Below are 26,709 nucleotides of genomic sequence, written 5' to 3'. Positions count from 1 at the left end.
GCGTTCCTCGCCGCTCAACCGCACAACATACTTCTTTACCGAAATCTCCTTGGCAGCCATCATCGTCTCCATCGCTCCCGTTGCGACGGAATCGAATCACAAAAAGACCGTCCTTTCAAATTAATTGAAGCGAGCGACTAGCCGTGAGCGCGTAACGCCGCGGCAGCCCTTTGGTTATTCGCCCGCCGGCGTTCCTGGCCAGCCGGATTCATCTGCCGCAGGCGCGCGATCACCTCCTGCGACGCCGTGTCGGGTGAGCCCGCGGAGAAGGGCGGCGCGGGATTGTATTCCAGCCGAAGCTGGATCATCTCCGCGGTTTCGCGATCGGAAAGATGTGAGACCAGCGTCAAGGCAAAATCGATCCCGGCGGTGACGCCGCCGCCGCTCACGCGGTTGCGGTCGACGCAAACGCGTATCCTGGTCGGCAGCGCGCCGTAAGGTTCGAGATATCCCATCGCCGCCCAGTGGGTGGTGGCCTTGTATCCTCTGAGCAACCCGGCGGCGCCCAGAACCAGCGATCCCGTGCAGACCGACGTGACGTATCTGGCCGCCTTCGCCTGCGCGCGCAGGAAATCGAGCATCTCCTCGTCAATCACCATGTCGTCGGTGCCCGCGCCGCCGGGCACGCAGATCACGTCACACTGCGGGCAATCGGCAAACGAGACGGTCGGCATCACCGTCAGCGCGGTGTCGCTCGGGACCGGTTCGATCCGTTTCCAGATCAGGTGCACGGTTGCGCCGGGCAGGCTCGAGAATACCTGCAGCGGGCCCGTAAAATCGAGCTGGGTCACCTTCGGAAAGACGACGATTCCAATCTGAAGCGGGTTCGACATGAGCGTTTGCCTTGAGGGGTTGCCTTCGAGGTTTGGCTTGACGTTGCCACTCTGGCATGATGTGGTCTCGTCATAAATGGCATATTTCCCTCATTTTAGGACATGAGCCTTCCGATGATCGGCGTTCTGATCTTCCCCGACTTCCAGTTGCTGGACGCCTCCGGTCCGATTTCGGTGTTCGAGATCGCAGGCCGGCTTGCTGGCAAGCCCACGTCCATCCGCGTGATTGCCGAAGCGCCGGGCGCGGTTCGTTCTTCTTCCGGCGTCGAGATGCTGGCGCGGGGCTTGCGGTCGGCTAGCGGCCTGTCGACCCTGATCGTCGCGGGCGGTGAGGGGGTTGTCGCAGCGTCCAAATCAGCGCGGCAGCTCGCCTTCGTGCGCTCCGCGGCGCGGCGCGGCGTTCGGATCGCGAGCGTCTGTTCGGGCGCCTACGTGCTGGCCGAAGCCGGCCTCCTGGATGGCCGGCGCGCCACCACGCATTGGCGACGCACGCGGCATTTTCTTGCCACCTATCCAAAGGTGAAACTGGAATCCGACCGCATCTTCGTGCGCGACGGCGATATCTGGACGTCGGCCGGCATCAGCGCCGGCATCGATCTGGCGCTGGCCATGGTTGCCGAGGATTTCGGCGAGGAAATCTCGCGGCAAACGGCGCGCCAACTCGTGCTCTACGCACGGCGCAGCGGAGGGCAGTCGCAATTCTCCTCGCTGCTCGAGTTGAAGGCCCCGACCGGCCGGTTCGCGCCGCTTTTGACGTGGGCGCGCGAGAATCTCGATGCGCCGCTGACGGTCGAACATCTCGCCGACAAGGCCGGCATGAGTTCGCGTCATTTCACGCGGGCCTTCGTCGCCGAAACCGGCACCACGCCGTTCAAGGCCGTGGAGCGGCTGCGGCTCGAGGTGGCGCGCCAACGGGTGCAATCTTCCAGCGAAGCGATCGAGCGCGTGGCGCAAAGCACCGGCTTCCGCGATCCCGAACGGATGCGCCGTGCCTTCCTGCGCGCGTTCGGCCAGCCGCCGCAATCGCTGCGGCGGGCGGCACGGGCGCGTTAGTCACCGATGCGACAGTCGCCGCCCGGCGACAGGCCCTCTTCGATCTGGTCCAGGTTCTGGATCTTGTAGATCAGCACCGAAATAACCCAGCACGCGGCAAACACACCGACGATAAGATAGCCGAGAACGCCGAAGCTCTCGTTCACTTGATCGATCAGGTTCCAGAAGCGGCCCTCGAGTCCAAGCCGGCTCGCAAGCAGGCCGAGCACTTCCAGTCCGCCGATCAACAGCGCCACGATGATCGATATCAGCGTCATCGTGAGGTTGTAGTAGAGTTTCCGGACTGGCTTGATAAAGGCCCAGCCATAGGTCTGCACCATCAGCACGCCATCGGTGGTATCGACCAGCGTCATGCCGGCCGTGAACAGCGCCGGGAAGATCAGAAGCGACCAGGCCGCAAGTCCCGCGGACCCCTGTGCGGCGGAAATCCCGAGCAGTCCAACCTCGCTCGCCGTATCGAAACCGAGCCCGAACAGGAAGCCGAGCGGGTACATGTGCCAGCTTCGGGTCATGACACGGAAGACGGCACGGAGCCCGCGCGACAATAATCCTCGCCGGGAGAGAAGATCGTGCAGTGCTTCCTCGGTCACCCGCTCGCCGCGTCGCAGCGCCGTGAAGGCGCGATAAACCGAGACCAGGATCAGCGCGTTGATCAGGGCAATAATGAAGAGAAAGCTTGCGGAGACGCCGGTCCCGATCACACCGCCGATTCCCTTGAGCCAGGCCAAGTTGCCTTCGAGCGCGCCGACCGAGAGGGCGATCAGCAGCGAAGCGATGACGACGACGGTCGAATGCCTAAGCGCAAAGAAGAACCCGGCCGAGACCGGCCGCTTGCCTTCCTGCATCAGCTTGCGTGTGACGTTATCGATGGCAGCGATGTGATCGGGGTCTACCGCATGACGGAGCCCGAAGGCGTAAGCGAGCGAAGCAGTGCCCAACAGGATCGGCTGGTCGCGAAATTCCAGGAACGCCCAGAGCCATGCCAGTACGTTCGCCGACACCAGAACGGCATAGAGAACCGCCGTCTTGGCGTTCAGCGCGGCGGGCTTGTCGTCGAACAGTTCTGCAAGGGAGATGCGCAAAGCGGATAAGCGTCAGGTTTCGCCGTCGCCCTGGCGATAAAACTGTGTGCCAAGGACGATCGGCGCGCGGCCCTGGCTGCGTCGATGCTGGTTGGTGTCGCGCAGCGAATAGACGCAGCCGCAATATTCCTGCTGATAGAACTCTTCGCGCTTGCTGATCTCGATCATGCGCTGGGCGCCGCCGCCCTTGCGCCAGTTGAAATCCCAATAGCTCAGGCCGTCGTAATGGCCGGCCGCGCGATGCCCGCAATCGTTGATCTGGGCCATGTTCTTCCAGCGTGAGATGCCGAGCGAGGAGGTCATGACCGGAAAATCGTTCTCGTGCGCATAGAGCGCCGTGCGCTCGAAGCGCATGTCGAAGCACATCGTGCAGCGCGTGCCGCGCTCGGGCTCCCATTCCATGCCCTTGGCGCGCGCGAACCAGTTTTCGGTGTCGTAATCGGCATCGATGAATGGCACGCCATGCTTCTCCGCGAAGCGGACGTTTTCATCCTTGCGCAGCAGGTACTCTTTCTGCGGATGGATGTTCGGATTGTAGAAGAAGATCGTGTAGTCGATTCCGGAGGCGAGCATTGCCTCCATGACCTCGCCGGAGCACGGCGCACAACAGGAGTGCAACAGCACGCGCTTCTGTCCGTCGGGGGCTGCGAGTTTTTGTCGTTCGCTCAATTCAATCATGCGTCGCTATCCGCCTGCGAGTTCCGGATGATGCTCGCCGCTGGCGGACCCTTCCGTACAAATCCATCGATCGGGGCTGAGAAATACCACCTCCGGAGCGGAAATGGAAATGGCGGCAGGCTGGCGCCTTATGAAACGGTTTTGCCGGCCGCCAGCTTGAACAACTCCGATCTCACCTGATCGAGCACACCTCGATAATCGCGCGTTTCGTTTTGCCGGAACAAGCGAACGGTCGGGTACCAGGGGCTGTCATCGCGGTTGAGTAGCCAGCGATAGTCCGGCGTCCAGGGCAACAGGACCCAGGTCGGGCACCCAAGCGCGGCGGCGAGATGGGCGACACTGGTGTCGACTGATATGACGAGATCAAGGCATTTCACCAACGCGGCGGTGTCGGCGAAGTCGGTGAGTTCCGTTGTCCAGTCGAGAATGTTGCTGGTCGCGAGATCGGCCTTGTCGCTTTCTCTGACGTCCTTCTGAAGGCTGACGAAGACTGCATCGACGTCGAGAATGCGCGACAGCGTTTGCAGCGACATCGAGCGGTTGTGATCGTTGCGGTGGGTTCGGCTGCCCGACCAGACCAGGCCGACCCTTAAGCGCTCATGCGGTCCAAGCCGCGCGTCCCAGGCCTGAACGTGTTCTTCGCGCGGCGGCGGCAGGTAAGAACGATCCGCCGGAATGCCATCGAGGCGGGTGTTGAAGGCGAGCGGCAGGCTGCCGATCGGGCAGTGCATGTCGAAGGCGGGCAGGGGGTCGGAGAAGGCGAGGCACTGCGACACGCCGGGAAACCCCGACAACAGGGAGACCAGCGGGCGCTCGACGGCAAGGATGACCCGCGCGCCAAGCGCCGCCACGTCAGGCACGTAGCGGACGAATTGGATCGTATCGCCCAAGCCTTCATCGACGTGCACGAGAAGGGTCTTGCCTGCGATGGATTCCTTGCCCAGCCACATCGGCTGGCTGAATTTGGGGTAGGGCGCGGGATCGGGAATCTTCCAGCGTGCCTCGCGGCCCGACCAGCCGGCTTCGAAATCGCCGAGCAGCATGTTCAGCAGCGACAGATTCCAGTCAGTGGTCGCGTTGTTCAGGTGGCGGGCACGGATGTTCTCATAGAGCGCGAGCGCTTCGTCGAAGCACTGCAGCTGTTGCAGGATGTTGGCCTTGTTGTTCAGGATTTCGATCGAGTCCGGCAAGCGCTCGAGCGCACGATCGAACCAGGCCCGCGCCTCTTCCTCGCGGCCGAGCGATTGCAGGCAGGCGCCGATATTGTTGTGCGTGTCGGCATTTTCGGGGACAAGGGTATTGGCACGCAAATTGTCCGAGAGCGCAGAATCGAATTTCCGCAAAGCGAGCAGGGCGCGGGCGCGCGCCTGCAAGGTTGGCGCGTGGTTCGGCAGCGATTGGTCGCAAATATCGAGACAGGTGACGGCTTCTTCGTTCCGTCCGGCGTCGTGAAGCAGGACGCCGCTCTTGTAAGCGGCATCCTGGTTGCGCGGATCGAGCTTGAGCGCGTGTTGAAAACTCAATAGCGCATGGTCGTACCGCTTTAGTTCCAGCAGTGCGTCGCCCATCGCCTTCCACAGGGCCGCATCGTCCGGTTTGAGCTGCACGGCCTTGTCGAAGGCCCTCAGCGCCTCTTCGTGCCGGCCCTGGCGCGACAGGGTGGTTCCGAGGCTTGCGAGATAATCGGCCCTTGGGTCGTGGGCGATGGCGCGGGCGATCCACTCCAGCGCGTGGTCATGTTGAGTGGCCGCAAATGCGATCAGCCCCATCAGGTGCAGGGCCGGCACGTGATCGGGATCGGCCGCCAGCAATTTCTGACAACAAAGCTGGGCCTCCAGCGATTGCCCCGCTTGCAGCAGGCGATGACCGACCTGACATTGCGCGGCCGCATCGGTCTTCGATTGCTCGAACTTGGATTTTTTGGCCCGGCGTTCTCTGCGGTTCATCGGCACTTTGTCGGATCGGTCGGTGCCTTAAACCTCTAGATGATTCGTCTTATCGACAAGTCTGTTTGGCTGTCATGGCCGGACGACCAGCGCTGCATTACCTCAGCGCGCGCAGCCAGGCTCCGATGTCGCGCACCGCGACGTTGGCCTGGTCAAGCAGCTTGCCCATGGTGAAGAAGCCGTGGAACTGGCCGGGGAAGGTGCGATACGTCACCGCGACGCCGGCCTGTTCGAGCTGCTTGGCATATTCCTCGCCCTCGTCGCGCAAGGGATCCGCACCGGCGGTCAGCACATAAGCGCGCGGCAGGCCCGCCAGGGTTTTGAGGCGCGCAGGTGAAGCGCGCCAGTCGTCGCCGTCGGCCGCGCGGGTTAGATAATGATCGCGAAACCAGCGGATCACCGTATGGGTGAGCAGGATGCTGGTCTCCGGCTCGCGGTGTGACGGATGCGTCATCGCAAAATCGGTAGCGGGATAGATCAGCACCTGGCCTGAGATCGCGGGCCTCTGGCTCTCGCGCGCCGTGATCGCGACCACCGCGGCCAGGTTGCCGCCGGCGCTGTCGCCGCCGACGCAGAGCCGCGTGGCGTCGATGCCGAGTTGTTGCGCGTGATCGGCGATCCAGGCGGTGGCCGCGATCGCGTCATCGACGGCAGCAGGGAATTTGTATTCGGGCGCGCGCCGGTAATCGACGGAGATGACGATGAGCTGGCCATCGTCGGCGAGTTTCCGGCACACCACGTCGTGGGTGTCGAGATCGCCAATCACCCAGCCGCCGCCGTGGAAAAAGACCAGGCACGGCGCCAGGCCGTTCGATTGCCTCAGCGTTCTCGGCGTGTAGATCCGCGCCGGGATGAGCCCCCCGGCCGCCTCGATCGCCAGCGGTTCGACCGATTTCAGCAGAGGCGGCTCGGGATTGGTTACGAAGCGGGCCTGCCGGTAATATTCGCGTGCTTCCTCCGGCGTCAGCGTCTCATAAGGAGGACGGCCGGCCTCCTGGAAGGCCTGGAAAACGAGAGCCGCGTCGGGATCGAGGGTAACAGGCATGGGAGGGAACCTCAGAAAGCGGCCCTGATGGGATGAACTATTCCATTCACGACGCCGCTTGGCTAGCGCAGTACCCCAAGGCGGCTTAGGGCCGCCCTTTCCCCGCCTTATTCAACGTGTTAACCCGAGCGCCTTATGCGCGGTTATCGCTTTTTCGTGCCGTGCATCCGATTCGCTTATGATATTCGCGAGATGATCCGAGCTCTCCTGCTGACCGGTTTTGCGGCACTAGCGCCTACTTTCCGAAGTTCGTGCTACACCTCAGCGCCGATCGTTCACGAACTTCGGAAAGTTATGGGCACTAGCAAATCTATGATTCTAGTACCGCTTCTCCATTTGAAGTTCCGGGACGGAATTCGCCGCTTGCGGTGCTGGAACTTCAAATGGGCGGTACTAGTCGCCGTCGCCACGATCTCGCTTGCGCCGGTGCCGGCGCACGCGCAGATCGGTACTATCTTTTCCGATCAGCCGCGGCCGCCGGGCAGTGTGCCCCATGGCCAGCAGCAGCCCCCTCCCGACGACGAGGAGGACGTGCCGGAATTGCCGCGTGGCCGCCTGTTGCCGACGCGGCCCTTGCCGGGCCAAGGCGTGCCGCCGCCGGGAGCCGTGACGTCGCAGCCGCTGGCGCCGCCGCCGGGCACGGCCATGATTCCGCAAAATCGGCAGCCCGGCGCCCCGCAGCAGCCGGGCCAAGGCGTCGCTGCCGCGCCGTCCGGCGTCAACGTTCCGCCGGGACAGCGTCCCGATCAGAAGGGCGCGCCGCAGGCCCCGGCGCCGTTACAGCCCGGCGACGAGGTGGTCACCGAGTTGCCGACGCAGAAGATCGTCAACAAGAAGGCGAGCTTTTCGGGCCTCGACAAGATCACCGGCCGCGTCATCAATTTCGATGAGGATATCGGCGAGACCGTCCAGTTCGGTGCGCTGCGCGTGAAGACCGATGCCTGCTATACGCGTCCTGCGACGGAAGCCGCCAACACCGATGCCTTTGTCGAGGTCGACGAGATCACCCTGCAGGGCGAGGTGAAGCGGATCTTTTCCGGCTGGATGTTTGCCGCAAGCCCCGGCCTGCACGGCGTCGAGCACCCGATCTACGACATCTGGCTGACCAACTGCAAAGCGCCGGACACGACTGTCGTCAGCGTGCAGACCGATGCGCCGCCGCCGAAACCGGCGTCGCCGCCACCCGCACCCAGGAAGCCGGCACCCAGGCAGGCGCAACAGGCACCGCGGCCGCCGCCTCCACCGCAGTATCAGCAACCGCCGCCGCCTCCGCCGCAACAGCAGGAGCAGGACTCCGGCGGCCTGTTCGGGATTTTCCGGCGATAGACTCGACATGCCCCGAACGCTGCGCAGCGCGCCGCATTCGCGGCGTGGTGCGTTGCTGATCCGGGGTCCGTTTTTTGTGTTGCGACGATGGGTCGGCTTTGTGGAGCGGCGCAACAGGCGCTGCACCGCGTCCGGGACACGATGATGCGTTCAGCTGCGCGCGGCAATGATTTCCAGCGCGCGTGCGCCGTCGAGCGGCGGTTCGGCCGGCAACCTGTCAAAATCGGCATCTCCCTGCAGCGCCTTTTCCAGCAGGGTGACGTAGCGGCGGCGCGGGATTTCGGTTGCCCCGAACTGGCGCAGATGCTCGGTCACATATTGCGTGTCGAGCAGTTCAAACTCCCCGGCGATGAGGCGGGCGACCAGATGCACGAGCGCCACTTTCGAGGCGTCGCGGGCGCGGTGAAACATGCTTTCGCCGAAAAAGGCGCGGCCGAGGTTGACGCCATAGAGGCCGCCGACCAGATCGTCGTCTTGCCACACCTCGACACTGTGGGCGTGGCCAAGCTTGTGCAGCCCGATATAGAGGTCGCGTATCCGCTGATTGATCCAGGTGTCGTTGCGGCCGGGTTGCGGCGCCGCGCAGCCGGCGATGATGGCCTTGAAGGCACGGTCGACGGTCACCGTGAAAGTGTTGGAGCGGACGGTGCGCGCCAGGCGTGAGGCGATGCGAAAGCCGGTGAGCGGGATCACGCCGCGCATTTCCGGCTCGACCCAGAACAGGCTCGGATCGTCGGCGCTCTCGGCCATCGGGAAAATGCCGCAGGCATAGGCGCGAAGCAGCACTTCGGGGGTGATCTCGGTACTGGCTGTGTTGCGTGACATCATGGAGTCAAGGATAGCAGGCGAGAGGATCGCCCCGCAAAGCGAATGTCCCGACCGGCAAATCCTAGCTCGCTGCCCTGAGGCTGGCCTTCGCCGGGCTCTTGGTGGTGCGAGGGAAGCAGAGCACGACACGGGTGCCGTCATGGTCGGGGTCGCGTTCGACGGTCGCCGCCAGCTTGGTGGCCATCGCAGCGACGATGCGCTGCCCCATGCCGGTTGAGCGCGGATCGGTTTTGGCGTTGAGGCCGACGCCGTTATCCGCAATCGACAGCACAAGTTCGTCGTCGCGCGCCACAAGATCGACATGGATCGGACCGGCGCCATCGGGATAGGCGTATTTCACGGCGTTCATCACGAGTTCGTTGACGATGATCCCGATCGCAACCGCCCGGTCGGGATCGATTTCGATCGGCGCCACTTTCAGCGTGAGCCGCGACATCCTGTTGCCTTCGGCCGACCGGCGGAGGTCCTCGATCAAGGCGTCGAGATATTGATTGAGCAGCACGCTTTTGAGGTCATGGGAGGTGTAAAGCCGGCGATGGACCTGGGCTACCGCGGCGACGCGCCCCATGGCGTTGGTGAGTGCGGCCTTGACGTCTTCCTCGGCGGCCGAGCTTGCTTGCAGATGCAGCAGCGAGGCGATGATCTGCAAGCTGTTGCCGACGCGGTGATTGACCTCGCGCAGCAGCACCTCGCGCTCGGCAGCAAGCGCGGCAAAGCGGTCGCGCGCGGCATGCACCTCGGCTTCGGCCTCGTCGCGCGCCTTTTGCAGACGCGCCTGCCGCAATGCGCCCTCGACCGCGACCTGGAGCAGGGGAATGAAATCGCCTTGTACGTCCTTGACCAGATAGTCGGCCGCGCCGGCCTTCAGCGCGGTGATCGCGATCTTGGAATCCTGCGAGGCGGTGACAAATACCACCGGCGGCGCGTTAGGGATCGCCAGAATTCGTTCCAGGGTTTCCAGCCCGTCGAGGCCTGGCATGTATTGATCGAGTGCAATGACGTCGATGCCACCTTGCGCCAGACGATCCAGCCCGTCCGCGCCGCCATTGGCGTGGACGACCTTCAGCCCAAGCCGCGTCAGGCCGCGGTCGACCAGACGCGCGAGCGCCTTGTCGTCGTCGATGTAGAGGAGCGTCGGCGTCTCAGCGTTCATGTGGCGGCAGGGGGCACCTGAATGACCGAGAAGAACAGGCCGAGCTGGCGAATGGCGTTGGCAAAGCTTTCGTAATTGACGGGTTTGGTGATGTAGACGTTGCAGCCGAGTTCATAACAACGCTTGATCTCATGGGAATCGTCGGTCGTTGTCAGCACCACCACCGGGGTCGACTTGAGGTGCTTGTTCTCCTTGACACGTTGCAGGATTTCGATCCCTCCCATGTCGGGCAGGTTGAGGTCGAGCAGGATCAGGAGCGCTTCTCCCTTGTGCTCAAGACCGGAACCGTCGTTTCCGAACAGGTAACGTAAGGCGGTCGTGCCGCTTGTAAACGGCACGATTTCGTTATTGACGCCGGATCGCCTGATATTGCGTTCGATCAGACGGGCATGACCCTCGTCATCCTCGATCATAATGATGGTGACCGCTGCGCTCATGGCTCCCTGTTCCGTCGGTTGGCGTTCCAATTGATAGGAAGAGTTACTGTGAAGGTACTTCCTCGATCAAGCTCGGAAGCGACCGACATGGTTCCGCCAAGTCGTCGCACCAAAGTGCGGACATGGGCAAGGCCAATTCCCTGACCCGGCTGGTCCTGCAGCCCTGCGCGCCGGAAAAGGTCAAAAATGCGCTGGTGATCCTTGGGGTCGATGCCGCGGCCGTTATCGCTGATGTCGAAGATCGCAAAGCCGAGCTTGGTGCGACCCCGCACGGAAATCCCGCCGGGGACGCCCGGCTTGAGGTATTTAAGTGCGTTGTCGATCAAATTGGAGAAAATCTGCTCCAGCGCAAGGCGGTCGCTGGTGATTTCGGGGAGCGGTTCGATGTGGATCTGCGCCTCTGCCTCCGACGCCTGATGCGCAACCGTGGTGACTATCGCCTCGATCAGCTCCCGCGTATCGATCCGGACAGGCTCGAATTCCCGCCGTCCCTCCCGGGTGAGATTGAGGATGGCAGAGATCAATCGGTCCATTTTCGCAATCGATGACTTGATGAATTCGAGGGCTTCGGAAAAATTATCCAGTAGTTGCTTGTCTTCGGTTTCCAGCGCGGCCTCGACGCTATTTTCCGCGTCGACCAAAACCGGGCTCTGCGCCGCAGCAAGATGAAGCGCTCCGATCCGCCTGAAGATGTCGGTGCGCAGCTCCTCGAGTTCGCTGGTAAATCCCATGATGTTGACCAGCGGCGAGCGAAGGTCGTGGCTGACGATGTAGGCGAAGCGTTGAATTTCGTTGTTGGCCTCGCGCAGGTCCGCGGTGCGCTCGTCCACTGTAGCTTCGAGGTTAAGGTTGGCGTCGCGCAATTGAGCCTCGGCCGCGTCGCGCGCGCGGGTCGAACGCCGCAGCAGAAATATGGAAATGCCGGCCAGGAGGATCACGAGACCGGAGCCCGCAACGGTGACGATGGAGGCGAGCCGTTCAGTGCGGTCTGCGGTTTGGGTACGCAGCATGAACAGCCGCTCTTCTTCCGCTCGCATTCGGCCGGCGATGTCGTTGATGCGCTGCGTTGCCTTGCCCGAGTCGGACGAGCGCAACATCGCGATGCCGCCGGCGGTGTCGCGCCGCCGGGCAAAGCCAATGGCTTTTTCGAATTCGTCGAGCCGCGCCTGAACAGGCTCCCGTATCTCGTTAAAATTCCTGATCTGGGTCGGATTGTCGCCCGACAGCTTGATCAATGCGTCGATACCGGAATGAACTTTGCTGGATGCGTCGAGATATTCATCGAGAAAGCGCTGCTCCTCGGTCAAGAGGTAGCCTCGTGCCGCACTTTCTGTCGTACGAATGCGCAATTGTAACGTTGAAATGTCGTTTTCGACCTCGACCGTGTGCACCACCCAGTCGTTGTCTTCGCGGGCGCGATCGACCAGAAGGACCGACAGCGCGCTGATCGCGACGAGCACCAGGAATCCTGTCGCAAGCGGCAGGATTTGCCAAACGGCGCCGCCACGTTTCGCACCCGGCGTTCGAATTTTCGTATTGGACGAGATCAAGGCCCCCTAAGGAAACTCCGGCGAAGCGAAACGTTCAAGCCAACTTTTTGGTTCCAGCGCGCGGAACATTTGCGGTATCGGCGCAAAACCGGCAAATTCAGTTTGCCGATTGGCCGGCGAGGTACTGCTCGAGCCAGTGGATGTGGTAGTCGCCGTCGATGATGTCGGCCTCTCGCACCAGGGCCCGGAACAGGGGGAGCGTCGTTTCAATGCCCTCAACTACCATTTCGTCGAGGGCCCGGCGCAGCCGCATCAGGCACTCGCTGCGGGTCTTGCCGTGTACAATCAGCTTGCCGACCAGCGAGTCATAATAAGGCGGGATCACATAGCCCTGGTACACGGCGGAATCGATCCGCACCCCGAGGCCGCCGGGCGGATGGTATTGCAGGATCTTGCCGGGCGACGGGCGGAAAGTGACGGGGTTTTCGGCGTTGACGCGGCATTCGATGGCGTGGCCGTTGATGGTCACCTCGTCCTGCGTCGCCGGCAGATCGCCGCCGGCGGCGATCCGGATCTGCTCCAGCACGAGGTCGATCCCGGTGATCATTTCAGTGACGGGATGCTCGACCTGGATGCGGGTATTCATCTCGATGAAATAGAACTCGCCGTCCTCGTAGAGGAATTCGACCGTGCCGACGCCGAGATATTTCATCTCCTGCATCGCCTTTGCGACGGTCGCGCCGATCTTCGCGCGTGCGGCGGCATCGAGTGCGGGCGAGGGGCCTTCTTCCCATACCTTTTGATGCCGGCGCTGCAACGAGCAGTCGCGTTCGCCGAGATGGATCGCGCCGCCGCGGCCGTCACCGAGCACCTGGATTTCAATGTGGCGCGGCTTCTGCAGATATTTTTCGAGATAGACGGACGCATCGCCGAAAGCGGATCTGGCTTCGTTCGCAGCGGTCGACAGCGCCAGCGTCAGGTCTTGCGCCGTCTGCGCGACCTTCATGCCGCGTCCGCCGCCGCCTGCCGCCGCCTTCACCAGTACGGGAAAGCCGATCTGTTGTGCGATCGCCATCGCGTCATCGCCGGCGCTGACCGCGCCGTCCGAGCCGGGCACCACGGGAATGCCGAGGCGCTTGGCGGTTTTCTTGGCCTCGATCTTGTCGCCCATCAGGCGGATATGCTCGGCCTTCGGTCCGATGAAGTGAAGGTTGTGATCGGCAAGTATTTCGGCAAAGCGGGCATTTTCCGACAGGAAGCCATAGCCGGGATGCACCGCATCCGCACCGGTAATTTCGCAGGCCGCGAGCAAGGCCGGGACGTTGAGGTAGCTGTCCTTCGACGGCGGCGGGCCGATGCAGACGCTTTCGTCCGCCAGACGCACATGCATGGCATCGGCGTCGGCGGTCGAATGCACCGCGACCGTTGCAATGCCAAGTTCCTTGCACGCGCGCAGAATGCGCAGTGCGATTTCGCCGCGATTGGCTATGAGGATTTTATCGAACATGCGGTTCCAGGGGCGAGTGGCGAATAGCGAGTGGCGAATGGTAATGGAACATTCTATTCGCTATTCGCCACTCGCTGTTCGCGTCTACTCGATAATCACTAGTGGCTCGCCGAACTCCACCGGCTGGCCATCCTCGACAAGAATCTGCGTGACGGTGCCGGCCCGCGGGGAAGGAATCTGATTCATCGTTTTCATGGCTTCGATGATCAAGAGCGTCTGTCCCACCGACACCTTGGAGCCGACTTCGATGAAGGGCTTTGCGCCGGGCTCGGATGCCCAATATGCGGTTCCGACCATCGGCGAGGGGACGGCGCCTGGATGCTTGCTGAAGTCGGTTGTCGCCGCGGGCGCGGGGGCCGTCGCTGCTGCAGGGGCCGGTGCGTGGGCGCCGGCTACGGGCGCCGCCACCGGCACCGAAGCGGCAATGCTGAGATTGCGCGCCACGCGCACCCGCAAGCCTGCGCGTTCGATCTCGATTTCAGTCAGGCTGGTCTCGTCCAGCAACAAAGCGAGTTCACGGATGAGCGCTCCGTCGCTGGTTGCAAATTTTGCGGCTGCTTTGTCGTCCGGCTGGCGCGCCATGATCTCGATCCGAAAACTCTTGCTCGTGGTTTAAAGGGCTGGTGGTCCGATTCTGACATCAGGACTTGACGTTCAAGTCTTGGCCTTGACGCCTAGCCTGGCCGCGAGGCCGATGATCGCAAGGCGGTACCCGTCAGCGCCGAAGCCCGCAAGGGTGGCAAATGCCGCCTTGGCGGTAAACGAGTGATGACGGAAGCTCTCGCGGGCGTGAATGTTGCTGACATGCACTTCGACCGCCGGAACCCTTACCCCGAGCAGCGCGTCATGAAGTGCAATCGACGTGTGCGAATAACCGCCGGGATTGATCACGATGCCGGCTGCCTTGCTGGCGTGGGCTTCGTGGATGAAATCAATCAGTTCGCCCTCCCGGTTCGACTGCCGGCAGTCGGCCTTCCAGCCGTATCTTGCAGCCGTATCGGCGCAGAGTTTTTCGACGTCGGCGAGCGTGGCTCGGCCGTAGGTTTCCGGCTCGCGGGTTCCCAGGAGATTCAGGTTCGGGCCATTGAGCACGTAAATCGTTTCGGTGTTGGCCATCCCGGTCCCGGCAAGGTGATCGATGTCGGCGGTTATAGGTAACTAAGGGACGGGAGGGAAGCCTAAGCCCGGGCAGCGCGGCTTCCAAATGCCTCATCTACCTGGTGAAAACCCTCGCAGAATCTGCGGAAACTATTGATTAACCATAATCGAAGGCCGGCCGCATGGGGTGGTCCGGCTTCCGGGAGCTTCCGACGCGAAAAGGGCGGGTCGCAAGGACCCGCCCTGGATTCGCGAAGTCGTTAGCTCAAGATCACGCCGGAAACACATCCACGATCTCGAGGGTCCGCGGATCCACCACCACGATTTGGTCGCGGGCGACGAAGAACTCATAGCCCTGCCATTCCGGATAGATCGTCGCGATCTCGGCTGGCAGCGGATGGAAACCGATACCGCCCGGCACGCGGGTACCGACCGAAACCGCAAAGTTGACATCGTTCAGAGGCGCTACGTGTTCACCGCGGATCACAGTCGTGATCCTGGTGCGCTGCTCGCCGGAGAGCTTGGCGCCGGCACCGGCCTGGCCGGTCGTCTGGCCGCGTCTGCTTTCGGCAGTCGCGTTGCCATTGCGGCCTTCGGCCTTCATGTTGCCGTTACGCTCCTGGCCCTCGGCTTTCATGTTGCCGTTGCGCTCGTTGCGCTGTTCGGCCTTCATCTTGCCGTTACGCTCCTGGCCTTCGGCCTTCATCTTGCCGTTGCGCTCCTGGCCTTCGGCTTTCATGTTGCCCCTATGCTCGTTGCGCTCCTCGGCCTTCTTGCCGGTCTCGCCTTTTTCTTCTTTTTGCGAGCTCATGCTCTTGGAACGGTCAGACTTGTTGTTTTCTTGCGCTGACTTCTCGCCGGTCGATTTTTCGCCAGCCGTGCCCTGGCCGACCGTGCGCTTTTCGGCACCCTTGTTCTCTTGCTGGGCGCTGCGATTGGTCGCACCACTCTTTTGCTCGGCCTGGCTCGACTTCATGCCTGCCGAACCCTCGTGGCCGCCTGCGCCACGGGAAGGTGACGACGGTGAACCCTGCTGCATGCCAGCGCCGCCGCTGGCCGCGCCGCTTTCATGGCCCATATTGCCTTGTGCATAAGCGAACCCGCTTCCGGCAATGAGCGCCGCGGCGGCCGCGGTGATCATCCAACGATTATTCATGAAATTCCTCCTCACGAAGTTTGCACTGCCCGCCGGTCAACGAAAGGAGATTGGTGATGTTCCGAGGTTTCCCCGGTTCCACCGGTTTTGTTTGATGAATGCGCGATGAACCGCAATGCCGCGAAAATTCCAAAGAAAAGGCCGGCGCGAAACGCCGGCCTTTACATCGAAGCTATCGCGTCAGTGCGTCAGCATGTCGCTTTGCCGCAGCGCGCAAGTGCGATCTTCTCCTTCAAACCATCGAGGCCGATGGCGCCGACGATCACCTGCTTTCCGATTACGTAGCTCGGCGTGCCGTTCATACCCATCGATTCGGCGAGCTTGAAGTTTTCTTCAATGGTGGCGCGCGCCTCGGGGCTTGCCATGTCCTTCTCGATGCGGGCCATATCGAGGCCGGCATCCTTAGCAGCAGCGAGCGCCCGAGCCTTGTCGGCCGGTCCACGGCCGCCGAGCAGCCGCTGGTGAAAGTCGAGATACTTGGCGCCGGAATCCTGCATCCGCACGGCGACGGCGACCTTTGCCGCTTCCACGGAACCCTCGCTGAGCACCGGAAACTCCTTCAGCACAACTTTGAGCTTCGGATCGGTCTTCAGCAGATTGAGCATGTCGGACATTGCGCGTTTGCAGTAGCCGCAATTGTAGTCGAAGAACTCGACGAAAGTGACGTCGCCGTTCTTGTTGCCGAGCGTGACATTGCGCGGCGAATTGAAGATCGTTTGCGAGTTTTCCGTCACGCTGGCTTCGTGCTTCTCGGCCTCGGCCGCCGCCTGGCGTTTATTCAACTCGGCCATGGCGTCTTCCAGCACCTCGGGATGGGTGATGAGGTAATTCTTGATGATGGACTCGATCGCATCGCGCTGGCCTTCGGAGAAGGTTTGTGCCGAGGCAGCCGGCGGCGCGGCAAGGATCGCCAGCGCGAACAAAGCAGGGGAGAGCAGGCGGAGCGGCGACATCGGCAATTCCTTTTGAACGGGTTTTTCTTGAATTGAGTTACTGATTGTTCTGCGAACCGGTTTCGGAATCCTGAGGATCGGTTCGATCCCGGGGGCCTACCTGAAGCTGAAACCGCGACGAGTTGTCCTTCTTTCCGGTCGGCAGCTTTGCCTGCACGATATCGTCGGCCTTGACCCAACCGGGTGTGCCGATGGCGAAGCGGGTCTTGGCGCGCGAGGCGAGATCTCGCGCGGTCTTGTTGTCGCCTCGCAGAAACGCCGCCTGTGCCGATGCAAGATCGGCCTCGGCGAGGTCTCCCTTTCGGCCATAGGCCATGGCCAGTTCCATATAGCCGAGCGGCTGCTCGGTTTCGCGCACCATGGCTTTGCGCAAAATCGAAATAGCCTCGGCAGTGTAGGCCTTGTTCTCGGTCCCCACGAGCGCCTGCCCCAGTAAAATCTCGATGAGCGGCGCGTTATTGGAGAGAGCCACCGCCTTGCGCAGCGGCGCAATGGCGTCCGTGGGCCTGCCGCCCTCGGTCAGGGCCTGCCCTTTAAGCTCGTAGAAATACGGGTTGTTGGGCTCGGCCTGGATCAGCGAGTCGATCTGGTTGACCGCGCTGTTCAGATCGCCGTGAAGATAGGTCGAGATCGCGCGCGCGTAGCGCGCGGGCAGGCTGGTATTCGATAGCGGATAGCGCCGATAAACCGTCTCGGGGCGTTCCAGGAACCCGGAAATCTTCGCGCGCATCATGTCGTGACGAAATTGCAGCGCGGGAGGATCCTTCTTGTCCCAATAGGGACTGGTGCGGGCGATCTCCTCCAGTGCCGCGACGCGCTCGGCCGGCATCGGGTGCGACTGGTAATAGGGGTCGGCGCCGTGGGCCGAGAACAGGCTGTCGTTGCTGAGGCGCTTGAACGTCTCGTACATGCCCTTGGGGGATTGACCGGTCGCGGTGAGGAATTTGACGCCGGCGCGGTCGGCGGATTCCTCCTGCGTGCGCTGATAGGAGAGCAGGTTGCGCAGGATCATGTTTTGCGGGGCGCTGATCGCGGCCGCGCCCACGTCCGCAAGCCCGGTATTGCCGTTAGACAGACCCCTTGAGCCGGCCACCAGCGCACCGGCACCAAGCAGCATCGCAATGATCATCTGTGTCTGTGCGGTGGCCAGTTGCTCGTGCATTCGGGAGAGATGGCCACCGGCAAGGTGGCCGGTTTCGTGCGCCAGCACGCCGATGATCTGGTTCGGGGTCTCCGATTGCAGCAGTGCGCCGTGGTTTATGAAAATGCGGTGGCCGTCGGCGACGAAGGCGTTGAATTGCGGCTGATTGATAATCGTGACCTGAATGTTCTGCTTATCGAGGCCCGCCGCGTGCAGGATCGGCTTTGCGTAGTCGCGCAGCAGATTTTCGGTTTCGGTGTCGCGCAGGATCGACAGTTTCTGCTCCTGCGCCAGCGCCGCCATGGGGGCAGCCGCCAGGGCGATCACGGTTGCGATCGCAGTGATTTTCGTCGTTATGCGGAAGGGGGCAAAGGTGAGCGGCATCAAGCGATCTTTAATGATTGGCGGCGGGTCCGATACGCGATATGCCCTAACAATCCGCGGATTAAGGCTTGTCTGGGGCACACGTAAAACTAGCAGATATCGATGATTGAAGCGACACTTAGAGAACGCGCCAGAGATATGTTGACGACGGCGTCCAGGCGCAGCGACGTCCCGCCGTTCATGGTGATGGATGTGATGGCGGCGGCTGCCCGGATCGAGGCAGGCGGAGGCCATGTCATCCACATGGAAGTGGGCCAGCCGGCCGCATCGGCGCCGAAAACCGCAATATTGGCGGCCCATGCCGCGCTGGACGCCGGGCGCATCGACTACACTTCCGCGCTCGGAACCCCGAGCCTGCGGCAGCGGATCGCCCGCCATTACCGCGAGAGTTATGGCGTGAGCGTCGATTCGGCGCGGATCGTTGTCACCACCGGTTCCTCGGCTGCCTTTATCCTGGCCTTTCTCGCGATGTTCGAGCCCGGCGACCGGGTCGCCGTGACGATTCCCGGCTATCCTCCTTATCGGCATATTCTGACCGCGCTCGGCTGCGAACCGGTGTTGATCGAGACATCGAGCGAGAACCGCCATGCCCTGACGGGCGAGGCGTTGCTTGCGGCGCATCGCAAGACGCCGCTCAAAGGCGTGCTGGTGGGAAGCCCGGCCAATCCGACCGGGACCATGATGTCGCGCGAGGCACTGAGTAGCCTGATCTCGGCTGCCGAAAGCGCGGGCATCCGGTTTATTTCGGACGAAATCTATCACGGTCTGGACTACGCCTTTCCGGCGGTGACTGCGGCGGAACTCTCCGCCAAGGCGCTGGTGATCAATTCCTTCTCCAAATACTTCTGCATGACTGGCTGGCGCGTCGGCTGGATGGTCGTGCCTGAAGCACTGGTGCGGCCGATCGAGCGGCTGCAGCAAAACCTCGCCATTTCGGTGCCGACGCTGTCGCAGGTCGCAGCCGAGGCCGCGTTCGACGGCTCTGCCGAAATGGAGGAGATCAAGCGCGGCTACCTGGAAAACCGGCGTATCCTGATCGAGGGATTGCCGCGTGCCGGGCTCACCAAGTTCCTGCCGGCCGACGGCGCCTTTTATCTTTACGCCGACGTGTCGGACTTCACCTCCGACAGTTTCAAGTTCGCCGGGGAGATGCTGGAGAAGACCCATGTCGCGGCGACGCCAGGTGTCGATTTCGATCCGGTCCACGGCCGACAGTTCATCCGCTTTTCCTATGCGCGGTCGGCTGAGGAAATGCGCGAGGCGGTCGAGCGCATCGCGCGCTGGTTGAAGTGATGCCGGTGGTCTTTTGAATTCGACATTCGCAAAGTGGCTGCCGGCGATCGGGCGCGAATGTTAGAATCGGATCACGACCGCCATTGACTCCATCGGGGCAATGGATTTTGGCTTGAATCGAGAAATCCGAGGAGGGGGATGAGTTCGATGGCGCCAACAACCGTGACCGCAGTTCCAATGCGTGCGGCGAAGCCTTGGTACAAGATTCTTTATATCCAGGTCCTTTTCGCGATCGTGCTTGGTGTCATCATCGGATGGCAGTGGCCAGAGCTCGCAAAGAATGACTGGATCAAGGCTCTCGGAGACGGCTTCATCAAGCTGATCAAGATGGTGATCGCGCCGATCATCTTCTGCACTGTGGTATCTGGCATTTCGCATATTCAGGATGCGCGCAAGGTGGGCCGGGTCGGCGTCAAGGCGTTGGTCTATTTCGAGATCGTCTCCACCTTTGCGCTCGCGATCGGCCTGACCATGGGCAATCTGTTCCAGATCGGCCATGGCCTTGCCGCCAGGCCAGATGCTGCTGCGGTCGCGAACTACGTCAAGCAGGCGGAAGCGCACAAGTCGGTTGACTTCGTACTCAACATCATTCCCGACAGCGTCGTCGGCGCGCTCGCGCGCGGCGACATTCTGCAAGTGCTCCTGTTTGCGATCCTGTTCGGCTTCTCGCTGATGGCGATGGGCAGCCGCGCCGATCGCCTGCGGGAGCTGATCGACGATACCGCGCATGCGGTGTTCGGCGTGATCGGCATCGTCATGAAGGCGGCGCCGTTCGGCGCCTTTGGCGCCATGGCCTTCACCATCGGGAAATACGGCCCGGCTGCGCTCGGCAATCTGATCGGGCTGATCGCTCTGTTCTATGCGACCGCGGCTCTGTTCGTGGTCGTTGTGCTCGGCCTGATCGCGCGTTTTGTCGGCTTCTCCATCTTCAAGTACATCGCCTATATCAAGGATGAGCTTCTGATCGTGCTTGGCACGTCGTCGTCTGAAAGCGCGCTACCGCAGTTGATGGAGAAGCTGGAACGGCTCGGCTGCTCAAAGCCTGTGGTCGGTCTCGTGGTGCCAACCGGGTATTCGTTCAATCTCGACGGCACCAACATCTACATGACGCTGGCGACGCTCTTCATCTCGCAGGCGCTCGGCGTCGATCTCAGCTTTGGCCAGCAGCTGACCATCCTGGTGGTGGCGATGCTGACCTCCAAGGGCGCGAGCGGCGTCACCGGAGCGGGCTTCATCACGCTGGCCGCCACGCTTTCCGTGGTCAATCCGGCACTGGTGCCCGGCATGGCGATCGTGTTCTCGATCGACAAGTTCATGAGCGAGGTGCGCGCGCTCACCAACATCACGGGCAACGGCATTGCGACGGTGTTCGTGTCGTGGTGGGAAGGCGAACTCGACAAGGCCACGCTGCACGCGAGGCTGAACCAGCAGATCGATCCGAGCGACGTCCAGACGGCGATCACAACCGGCTAGCTCAGACGCGCGAGACCGCTGATATTAAGAAACGCCCGGTTTTCCGCCGGGCGTTTTTAGATTGAAGTCCGGAAAAACCTAACCGCCGCCAAAGCGTCGCGACCACCATCCAGCGCGCCTCGGCGATGCTTCCGCCGTTGCATCGGGAGTACCCTCGGCCGATGTCTCGCTGTTGGCCGACGCCTCTGGCTGGCTGTAGGGAGCCCCGTCCGTCTCGGATGGACCGTGGTTCGCAAAACTCACCTTTTCGCGGACCGTCGATCGCCGCCTTGCGCCCTTGTCGGACTCCGCCGCATGCGCCTCGGATTCCGCGGCCGAAGGCGAAGACTCTTGAACGGCTGCCGGCTGTTCGGCAGCGGGCGCCTCGTGTTCGGTCGCCGCAGACGAGGGCTGCGAGGTGACCTCGTCGAAATCGGCCACAGCGCTTGCAACTTCCGGCGCCTGAACGGGACTGAGTTCGTCGGTGATCGATCCGGCGAGACCTTCTTCCGGTCCACCGCGACGGCGGCGTCCGCCACGGCGCCCGCGACGGCGCGGTCGCCGCTCGCCGTTACCCGCTTGATCGGAGCGGTCCTCGCTTGCCTGTTCGCCGGTTTCATCTTCATCGGTTTCGTCTTCGCCGCCGATCTCGGCCTCGGCCGGAGCGACAGCTTCTTGCGCGAAAGCGCCTTCCTCGCGCGGCATTGCACCCTCGCGGGCCTCGCCACCGCGGCCACGCCGACGCCGGCGACGCCGCTTGCGCGGACCTTCGCCTGCCGCATCGCTATTTGCTGCCGCGTCACCCGAAAGGCCCTCGGTCTCGTCGGTTTCCACTTCCGATTCCGTCTCGGCGTCGAACGGCTCTTCCTCGTCGTCGAAAGCCTCTTCGGTCTGCGAGGGCGAAGCTGCGGCCTGCGCCGCGAGTAGCGCCTTGGCCGCTTCCAGCGTGTGCACCTGCTCGCCGCGATCGATTATAAACGACTGCTGTCCGCTCACGGTCGGATCGGCAATCACCGAAAGGCTGACCTTGAAGGAGTTCTCGAGATCGCGCAAATGGCCGCGCTTGTGATTGAGAACGTAGAGTGCAACGTCGGTCCGGGTGCGCACCACCATATTGTGGGTCGCGCCCTTCATCAGAACTTCCTCCAGTCCGCGCAGCAATTGCAGCGCCACCGAAGATACGGAGCGGACGTGGCCGCTGCCGCCGCATTGCGCGCAGGGCTCGGTCGAGCTTTCGAGCACGCTGGCGCGGATGCGCTGGCGTGACATTTCGAGCAGTCCGAAATGCGAGATGCGTCCGACCTGTATCCGCGCGCGGTCCTGCCTCAGGCAGTCGGACAGCTTGCGTTCGACCGAGCGGTTGTTGCGCTTCTCGTCCATGTCGATGAAGTCGATCACGATCAGCCCGGCGAGGTCGCGCAGCCGGAGCTGTCGGGCGACTTCCTCGGCCGCTTCGAGATTGGTCTTGAGCGCGGTGTCCTCGATGTGGTGTTCTCGCGTCGAGCGTCCAGAGTTGACGTCGATCGAGACCAGCGCCTCGGTCTGGTTGATGACGATGTATCCGCCCGATCGCAACTGCACGGTCGGCGAGAACATCGCGTCGAGCTGGCTTTCCACGCCCATGCGCGAGAATAGCGGCTGACCGTCGCGGTATTGCTTCACCGCGCGCACGTTGGAGGGCATCAGCATCTTCATGAAATCGCGCGCTTCGTGGTAGCCGGCTTCTCCCGCCACCAAAATTTCGTCGATTTCCTTGTTGTAGAGGTCGCGGAGCGAGCGCTTGATCAGCGATCCCTCTTCATAGACAAGCGACGGCGCCTGCGAATTCAGCGTCAGGTCGCGCACCGTTTCCCACATCCGGATCAGGTATTCGAAGTCGCGCTTGATCTCCGGCTTGGTGCGGGAAGCACCGGCCGTGCGCAGGATGATGCCCATGCCTTCCGGCACGTCGAGGTCCTGCACGACCTCCTTCAGCCGGGAGCGGTCCTGCGCCGAGGTGATCTTGCGGCTGATGCCGCCGCCACGCGCCGTATTCGGCATCAATACCGCGTAGCGGCCGGCCAGCGACAAATAGGTGGTCAGCGCCGCGCCCTTGCTGCCGCGCTCTTCCTTGACGACCTGCACCAGCATGACCTGGCGGCGCTTGATGACCTCCTGGATCTTGTACTGGCGGCGCGGACGGAAGGACCGTTCCGGCACTTCTTCGAGAACGTCGTCACCGCCGACGGATTCGACGAGCTCTTCCTCGGCCTCATCGCCGTCGTCGTCCTCGTGAGGCTCTTCGCCGTTGGCCGTCGCATGGGTTTCGTCGGATGAAGTGGCTTGGGCTTCGCTGGCATATCCGGCATGAGCGGCGTTCTCGGCCGCAACCTCGTCCGGCCCGGCCTCGCCGTCGCTGTGATCGTCGTGCGCGTCGCCCTCGTGTGCGCCTTCCGGAGCCTCGCGCGGCGCTTCCGAAATATCGGCGGCGGCTTCTACGGGCTCGGTTGCCGGCGCTGGCGCCTCGGTGACGTGGGAACCGTGTTCGTCGCCCTCGGCATGCATGCCATGATTATCGCGATCATGATGATGTTCGTGATCGTGCGAATGCGCGTGATCGTCATGGTCATGATGATGCGCCGCTTTGTCATGATGTTCGGCAGCGTCGCCATGATGCTCGTGGACGTGGTCGTCGTGGTGCTGTTCGGCGTGAGCGTGAGCATCGTGCAGTTCTTCTGGCCGTGCCTCGGGGCTCGCCTCGACGATCTCGCTGCGAACGCGCTCGCCATGGCCGCGCCGGCGCGAGTTGCGATGGCGCGAACGGCGGCGGCTGGAGCGGTTCTCGGATTCTTCCTCCGCCTCGCGGTGCGCGCGCTCGTCAGCCTCGATCAGTGCCTGACGGTCAGCGACAGGGATCTGGTAGTAGTCGGGATGAATTTCGCTGAAGGCCAGGAAGCCGTGGCGGTTGCCGCCATATTCGATGAAGGCGGCTTGCAGCGACGGTTCAACCCGCGTCACCTTGGCCAGATAAATATTGCCGCGCAGTTGTTTGCGCTGCGCGGTCTCGAAATCAAACTCTTCGACGCGATTGCCGCGGACCACGACGACCCGGGTCTCCTCCGGGTGGGTGGCATCGATAAGCATCTTGTTGGGCATTTTGGAACTCTTGGCGGCGGCAGGCGCGCAGGACGGCGCGCGCGATTTGCGCGGCCGGGTGACGCGACGGTCCACCTGATTCGGGGGTGAGGGGAAGGCCGAAACGCAAGCTGCGGCGCCTTGCCGAACACCTTTCCCGGAACGAGCCGCGGCGTGCGTGGCTTGCGCCCCGCATCGGCGGTATTTGTCCCTGGAGTGCCGGCAACACAGTCTGGCGCATTAAGCGTCGGCCCGTCTGAGTAAAACTTGGCGGCAAAAACGCCGCTTTTGTCGGTCGCTGAAGGCTCAGGTCTAAAACCCAAGCGCGCGCCTCAATCGTCTATCGGGGCCTTGAGGTCCGATAAGCGGTCAGGTCGAATCTCAAGCCGTCCCTGGAACAAGCTGTTGACCTGGGAGCGGACACCGTCCGGGCTTGAAACCGTCGCCTCTGACGGCCGCGCGGCTCGCGCTGGCTGCAGAAGCGGCCGGAAAGACGCCGAAATCTCCTCCTTTGGAGGTTCCTGCGCTGCACCGGAACGCGACACAACCGTAAATTTTGGCCGTCAGCACCACCTACATACGTGGATCGGCGCTCCCCCGCAAGGGAGGCGTCGCCGGAGGGCAACACCAGCTTCTTTTCCGGATGAAAGTTTTAAGGCCCGATTAACCCTGCGGTCCTAATGCGGTAAGACAGCCGCTAGTGTGGCGAATCTGGCGTTCCTTTCACTATCGCCGTGAGTTGGTTAGGAACTTCAAATTCAAAGCCGCGCTAGAATCAATGAGTTGCTATAGCTCCTTTGATTTCGAGGTTCGCATCGAGGAGCCGCAACTAGCTTGCGAACTTCGGAATCGGAGCTCCAGGAGGCACGGATTCGTTGGCGGGCCGCGCAAATTGCCATGTATTGCTGGGTTTCGCGCTGTTGTGCGCCGCAGCATTGCTGTGGCCGCTTCCCGCCCGAGTGGCCGCGGTTGAGACCCAGCCACCCAGGCCTGCCACCGATGCCCACTTTCCGACCGCTTCCGGCGCGCGTCTGGCCGGTGACGAGAAGCAGACGCGCTTCGTCCTCGATCTTGATCAGTCGATTCCGGTCCACGCTTTTCCTCTTGCCGATCCCTATCGCGTGGTTATCGACATCCCGCAGGTCACCTTTCAACTTCCGCCCGGGGTCGGCGCCGCGGGGCGGGGACTGATCAAGGCCTTCCGCTACGGTCTCGTGATGCCTGGCGGCTCACGCCTTGTCTTTGATCTCACGGGACCCGCGAAGATTTCCAAAGCCTCAGTGCTGGAAGCGGCCAACGGCCAACCGCCGCGGCTTGTGCTGGAGCTGGAGCAGGTTGACCGCACGACCTTCGTCCAGTTGCTGGCGCCGGCCAGCCGCCCGGAACTGAGGCCGGCGATTGCCGATGCCCACGAGACCTCGCCGCCGGCAGCAGCCGTCCCGGCAAAGCCGGAGGAGCCTGCCGCGCCGGCTTCGCCGCCGGATGCGCGCCCGGTGATCGTCATCGATCCTGGTCATGGCGGTCTCGACAACGGTACGCAGTGGGACGGCGCCAGCGAAAAGACGATCGTGCTGGCGTTTGCGCTTGCCCTACGCGATCGCATCGAGAAGAGCGGAAAATATCGCGTCGTGATGACCCGTACCGACGACACGTTCATCCCGCTCGACGATCGCGTGAAATTCGCGCGTGGCCAGTCGGCTTCGCTCTTCGTATCGATCCATGCCGACGCGTTGCCGCGCCGCGAGGGCGATGCCCAGGGTGCTTCAATCTATACCTTGTCCGATCGCGCCTCGGACGCCGAGGCTGAAAAGCTTGCGGAGACCGAGAACAAGGCCGACGCCATTGGCGGTGTCAACCTCACGGAAGAACCCACAGAAGTCGCCGACATCCTTATCGATCTTGCCCAGCGCGAAACACGCACCTTCTCCAATCGCTTCGCGCGCCTCTTGATGGGCGAGATGAAGACCGTGACGAGGATGCACAAGAACCCGCTCAAGTCGGCCGGCTTCCGCGTCCTCAAGGCGCCGGACGTGCCGTCGGTCCTCGTCGAGCTCGGCTATGTCTCCAACAAGGACGACCTCGGGCACTTGCAATCTGACAATTGGCGTTCGCGAACGGTGGGGTCGGTGGCGCATGCCGTCGACATGTTCTTCGCCAAGCGATTGGCGACAGCCGGCAACGGGAACTAGTGGTCCGATTCTAACATTCGCATCCCTTTCTCAGCGTGCACTTTTGCGAATGTTAGAATCAAGGGACCACTAGCAATTGTCTGTTTCTAGTGGAGTTTAGGATTTGACATTCGCTTTCCAGACTCGCGGCCGGATGGGTAGCGAATGTCAAATCCACTCCACTAGTGCCGCCTATTTGAAGTTCCTGCACCACAAGCGGCGAATTCTGTTCAGGAACTTCAAATAGAAAAGCGGCACTAGAATCAATAAGTTTGTGAGTAGCCCATAGCTTTCCGAAGTTCGTCATAAGGTCGTGCTGAGATGTAATACGGACTTCGGAAAGTGGGCACTAGGTAAATCGCCGCGCTGCAATAAGAGGCCCTAGTTTGGCCACAGCGCCCGCACTATAAAAACGGCGCTAGTGGAGTGGATTTGACATTCGCTACCAGTCCGGCAGCGAGTCTGAAAAGCGAATGTCAAATCCAAAACTCCACTAGAAACTTATATTTGCTAGTGGTCCTTTAATTCTAACATTCGCAAAGTGCCCGCTGAGAAGGGATGCGAATGTTAGA

The 26,709-nt window shown here is 62.2% G+C and carries 21 protein-coding genes; 5 read left to right on the top strand and 16 right to left on the bottom strand.

Annotated features, from left to right (window positions below; translation table 11 throughout):
• Positions 1 to 137: 137 nt before the first annotated feature.
• Positions 138 to 833 carry a DJ-1/PfpI family protein gene (locus M6D32_RS00610; RefSeq protein ID WP_298252312.1) on the bottom strand — a complete coding sequence of 232 codons (696 nt, stop codon included), beginning with the start codon at positions 831 to 833 and terminating at the stop codon, positions 138 to 140.
• Between the two features lie 114 nt (positions 834 to 947).
• On the opposite strand from M6D32_RS00610, the gene M6D32_RS00605 reads away from it, so the two are divergent.
• Complete coding sequence (locus M6D32_RS00605; RefSeq protein WP_298252319.1) at positions 948 to 1,886, top strand: GlxA family transcriptional regulator; 939 nt, start codon at positions 948 to 950, stop codon at positions 1,884 to 1,886.
• Here M6D32_RS00605 and M6D32_RS00600 read toward each other — a convergent pair.
• The 4 genes from M6D32_RS00600 to M6D32_RS00585 form a co-directional block, all read right to left on the bottom strand.
• Positions 1,883 to 2,962, bottom strand: coding sequence for a HoxN/HupN/NixA family nickel/cobalt transporter (locus M6D32_RS00600; RefSeq protein ID WP_298252317.1), 1,080 nt, complete (start codon positions 2,960 to 2,962; stop codon positions 1,883 to 1,885). The two genes, M6D32_RS00605 and M6D32_RS00600, sit on opposite strands and share 4 nt — an antisense overlap.
• An 18-nt stretch (positions 2,963 to 2,980) precedes the next feature.
• The gene (locus tag M6D32_RS00595) at positions 2,981 to 3,646 is read right to left on the bottom strand and encodes an epoxyqueuosine reductase QueH (RefSeq protein ID WP_298252310.1); all 666 of its coding nucleotides are present in this window, start codon (positions 3,644 to 3,646) and stop codon (positions 2,981 to 2,983) included.
• Between the two features lie 128 nt (positions 3,647 to 3,774).
• Positions 3,775 to 5,592 carry a tetratricopeptide repeat protein gene (locus M6D32_RS00590; protein WP_298252308.1) on the bottom strand — a complete coding sequence of 606 codons (1,818 nt, stop codon included), beginning with the start codon at positions 5,590 to 5,592 and terminating at the stop codon, positions 3,775 to 3,777.
• A 97-nt stretch (positions 5,593 to 5,689) separates the two neighbouring features.
• Entirely contained in the window at positions 5,690 to 6,637 is a 948-nt protein-coding gene (locus M6D32_RS00585; protein WP_298252306.1) for an alpha/beta hydrolase, read from the bottom strand.
• 363 nt (positions 6,638 to 7,000) lie between these two features.
• Here M6D32_RS00585 and M6D32_RS00580 point away from each other — a divergent pair, with 363 nt between their 5' ends.
• On the top strand, positions 7,001 to 7,963 hold the full coding sequence (locus M6D32_RS00580) for a DUF2155 domain-containing protein (protein ID WP_298252304.1): 963 nt from the start codon (positions 7,001 to 7,003) through the stop codon (positions 7,961 to 7,963).
• 150 nt (positions 7,964 to 8,113) lie between these two features.
• On the opposite strand, the gene aat is transcribed toward M6D32_RS00580, so the two are convergent.
• The 10 genes from aat to M6D32_RS00530 form a co-directional block, all read right to left on the bottom strand.
• Positions 8,114 to 8,791, bottom strand: a complete 678-nt coding sequence (gene aat / locus M6D32_RS00575) for a leucyl/phenylalanyl-tRNA--protein transferase (protein WP_298252303.1) — start codon at positions 8,789 to 8,791, stop codon at positions 8,114 to 8,116.
• Positions 8,792 to 8,852: 61 nt separating this feature from the next.
• On the bottom strand, positions 8,853 to 9,944 hold the full coding sequence (locus M6D32_RS00570; RefSeq protein ID WP_298252302.1) for a histidine kinase dimerization/phosphoacceptor domain -containing protein: 1,092 nt from the start codon (positions 9,942 to 9,944) through the stop codon (positions 8,853 to 8,855).
• Entirely contained in the window at positions 9,941 to 10,381 is a 441-nt protein-coding gene (locus M6D32_RS00565; protein WP_298252301.1) for a response regulator, read from the bottom strand. Before M6D32_RS00565 ends, M6D32_RS00570 begins: the two co-directional genes overlap by 4 nt.
• Positions 10,378 to 11,931 (bottom strand): CHASE3 domain-containing protein, encoded by a 1,554-nt coding sequence (locus M6D32_RS00560; RefSeq protein WP_298252300.1) that lies wholly within the window; start codon positions 11,929 to 11,931, stop codon positions 10,378 to 10,380. Before M6D32_RS00560 ends, M6D32_RS00565 begins: the two co-directional genes overlap by 4 nt.
• Before the next feature lie 97 nt (positions 11,932 to 12,028).
• Complete coding sequence (gene accC, locus M6D32_RS00555; RefSeq protein WP_298252299.1) at positions 12,029 to 13,378, bottom strand: acetyl-CoA carboxylase biotin carboxylase subunit; 1,350 nt, start codon at positions 13,376 to 13,378, stop codon at positions 12,029 to 12,031.
• An 84-nt stretch (positions 13,379 to 13,462) separates the two neighbouring features.
• A complete protein-coding gene (gene accB / locus M6D32_RS00550) occupies positions 13,463 to 13,960 on the bottom strand; it encodes an acetyl-CoA carboxylase biotin carboxyl carrier protein (protein ID WP_298252298.1) in 498 nt (165 codons plus the stop codon).
• Positions 13,961 to 14,032: 72 nt separating this feature from the next.
• Positions 14,033 to 14,494, bottom strand: coding sequence for a type II 3-dehydroquinate dehydratase (aroQ, locus tag M6D32_RS00545; protein WP_298252296.1), 462 nt, complete (start codon positions 14,492 to 14,494; stop codon positions 14,033 to 14,035).
• A 253-nt stretch (positions 14,495 to 14,747) separates the two neighbouring features.
• Complete coding sequence (locus tag M6D32_RS00540; protein WP_298252294.1) at positions 14,748 to 15,632, bottom strand: DUF1236 domain-containing protein; 885 nt, start codon at positions 15,630 to 15,632, stop codon at positions 14,748 to 14,750.
• A gap of 188 nt (positions 15,633 to 15,820) precedes the next feature.
• On the bottom strand, positions 15,821 to 16,585 hold the full coding sequence (locus M6D32_RS00535) for a DsbA family protein (RefSeq protein WP_298252292.1): 765 nt from the start codon (positions 16,583 to 16,585) through the stop codon (positions 15,821 to 15,823).
• A gap of 37 nt (positions 16,586 to 16,622) precedes the next feature.
• Positions 16,623 to 18,110: a M48 family metalloprotease gene (locus M6D32_RS00530; RefSeq protein ID WP_298252290.1), complete on the bottom strand. Its 1,488-nt coding sequence runs from the start codon at positions 18,108 to 18,110 to the stop codon at positions 16,623 to 16,625.
• Positions 18,111 to 18,212: 102 nt separating this feature from the next.
• Here M6D32_RS00530 and M6D32_RS00525 point away from each other — a divergent pair, with 102 nt between their 5' ends.
• Together M6D32_RS00525 and dctA are read left to right on the top strand one after the other, a co-directional pair.
• The gene (locus M6D32_RS00525; RefSeq protein ID WP_298252288.1) at positions 18,213 to 19,403 is read left to right on the top strand and encodes an aminotransferase class I/II-fold pyridoxal phosphate-dependent enzyme; all 1,191 of its coding nucleotides are present in this window, start codon (positions 18,213 to 18,215) and stop codon (positions 19,401 to 19,403) included.
• 138 nt (positions 19,404 to 19,541) lie between these two features.
• Complete coding sequence (gene dctA, locus M6D32_RS00520) at positions 19,542 to 20,876, top strand: C4-dicarboxylate transporter DctA (RefSeq protein WP_298252286.1); 1,335 nt, start codon at positions 19,542 to 19,544, stop codon at positions 20,874 to 20,876.
• 78 nt (positions 20,877 to 20,954) lie between these two features.
• Here dctA and M6D32_RS00515 read toward each other — a convergent pair whose 3' ends face one another.
• Complete coding sequence (locus M6D32_RS00515; RefSeq protein ID WP_298252284.1) at positions 20,955 to 23,990, bottom strand: Rne/Rng family ribonuclease; 3,036 nt, start codon at positions 23,988 to 23,990, stop codon at positions 20,955 to 20,957.
• 854 nt (positions 23,991 to 24,844) lie between these two features.
• On the opposite strand from M6D32_RS00515, the gene M6D32_RS00510 reads away from it, so the two are divergent.
• Positions 24,845 to 26,158, top strand: a complete 1,314-nt coding sequence (locus tag M6D32_RS00510) for an N-acetylmuramoyl-L-alanine amidase (protein WP_298252282.1) — start codon at positions 24,845 to 24,847, stop codon at positions 26,156 to 26,158.
• Positions 26,159 to 26,709: the final 551 nt, after the last annotated feature.

It is taken from the genome of Bradyrhizobium sp. (genome assembly GCF_027307225.1).
GTDB lineage: Bacteria > Pseudomonadota > Alphaproteobacteria > Rhizobiales > Xanthobacteraceae > Bradyrhizobium.
The sequence above is the reverse complement of the archived record's forward strand: the minus strand, read 5'-3'. Positions and strand labels throughout refer to the sequence as shown.